The organism is Streptomyces sp. NPDC017890 (assembly GCF_044328675.1).
Lineage (GTDB): Bacteria > Actinomycetota > Actinomycetes > Streptomycetales > Streptomycetaceae > Streptomyces.
In genome coordinates this window covers 1-1,290 of sequence record NZ_JBIRHU010000155.1, presented here as the reverse complement: position 1 = coordinate 1,290, position 1,290 = coordinate 1, and the positions used below count along the sequence as shown (strand labels likewise).

Genomic DNA, 1,290 nt, shown 5'->3' with positions numbered 1-1,290 from the left:
CAACATGCTGGTCGTTGACTGGCTGTAGAGCTGAGATGACGCAGGGCCGAGGTAGACTTTGCTGCCTCGGCCCTGCGTTGTCGGCGTGCTTCTCGGGCTGTACTGAGACTGCTAGCGGTTACGCATCAGGTGATCCTCGGTCAATCGTCTGACCTCTTGCGAGGCGGCTTTTGCGCGGTCTGGCGAACCGCCGAACAACCCACTGTGCAACGGCAACCAGTCGCCGCCGGCTCTCTCGCATTCATCGAGGTATCTCGACCACACGGAATTCGATTCATCGAAGGCGGCGGTGCGTTGCGCGAATGTACCCAGCCATGGATCGGCGTGAACACGACCGCTGTCTTTGATGTCGACGGTAATCATCGAGAAGAGCACCTCTGCTTGATCGAACAGCTTCTCGTACTCCGACGAGGAAACCCCAGCGCTGTCGAAGTTCCGCCGCAGTGTCTCTCGCAAGTACCGAGATGCGGGAAACCGGACTCCTTGGCGGAGCCGGCCTGACACAATCGCCCCGAGCATCTCATCCGTCAGAAATCCTTGCTGATGCGCGAACAGCGTTTGAGTGATCTCCGCGGTGCGAAGAGAGTAGTACGGAGAAGCACCGACGATCATGGGGCGATGGGAGGTAACTCCTCCGAACTGCTCTGACACATCAAGCTGAGCCTCGCAGCTCAAGGTCTGAATCATTCGATAGTTTCCCTCGCGAAGGGCAGCGATCGTGGCGGCGTACATCAAAAGTGTCGTCGGAAACAGTGCCAAGCCCGTCAAGTATTCGGCGCGCATTGGCTGGATAATCGATCCAGGCTTCGACGCGTCGACTCGAGTCGCTGCGATGTCCTCGAGCGCTCGTCGGAAGACCGGAACATAGTCCACACCCCACAGGCCCCCTCGAATGAAGAGGTCAACTGCCGGATCGACCAAGTCGCGGTAGGTCTCGGCACCCTCTACCATCTGCCTTACCCGACTCGCGGAGTCGCTTCCGGGAACGAATGCGGGAGGGAACTTGTCGATGTCCTGAAGTCCGGCGAATACCGGTCGCAGGATTTCCCGTACGGCGCGATCGACTCGCGGTTGCGGGCCTCCTGTACTGAGCATGTCCTCCAACTCGTGAATACGAGACTCAACGGACGGCGTTGCAGTGACAGTTGCCGTCGACTCAGCGGGACGGACTGACAACGCCCCGACTGTCGCAGTCGAATCAATACCTGCTGGTGCGGCCGCGAGCCGAGCAGCCCGAGCAGTGTCTAGCTGGTGCAGTTCGTCCACTCGACGCGCGATGGCTTTAGCAAG

1 protein-coding gene is annotated in these 1,290 nt (G+C 59.6%); it reads right to left on the bottom strand.

The genetic code is table 11. The features are described from left to right. Positions 1–111 precede the first annotated feature (111 nt). Positions 112–1,290 (bottom strand): hypothetical protein (locus ACH4F2_RS36200; RefSeq protein WP_398136826.1); only part of this gene is annotated, 1,179 nt, incomplete at its 5' end.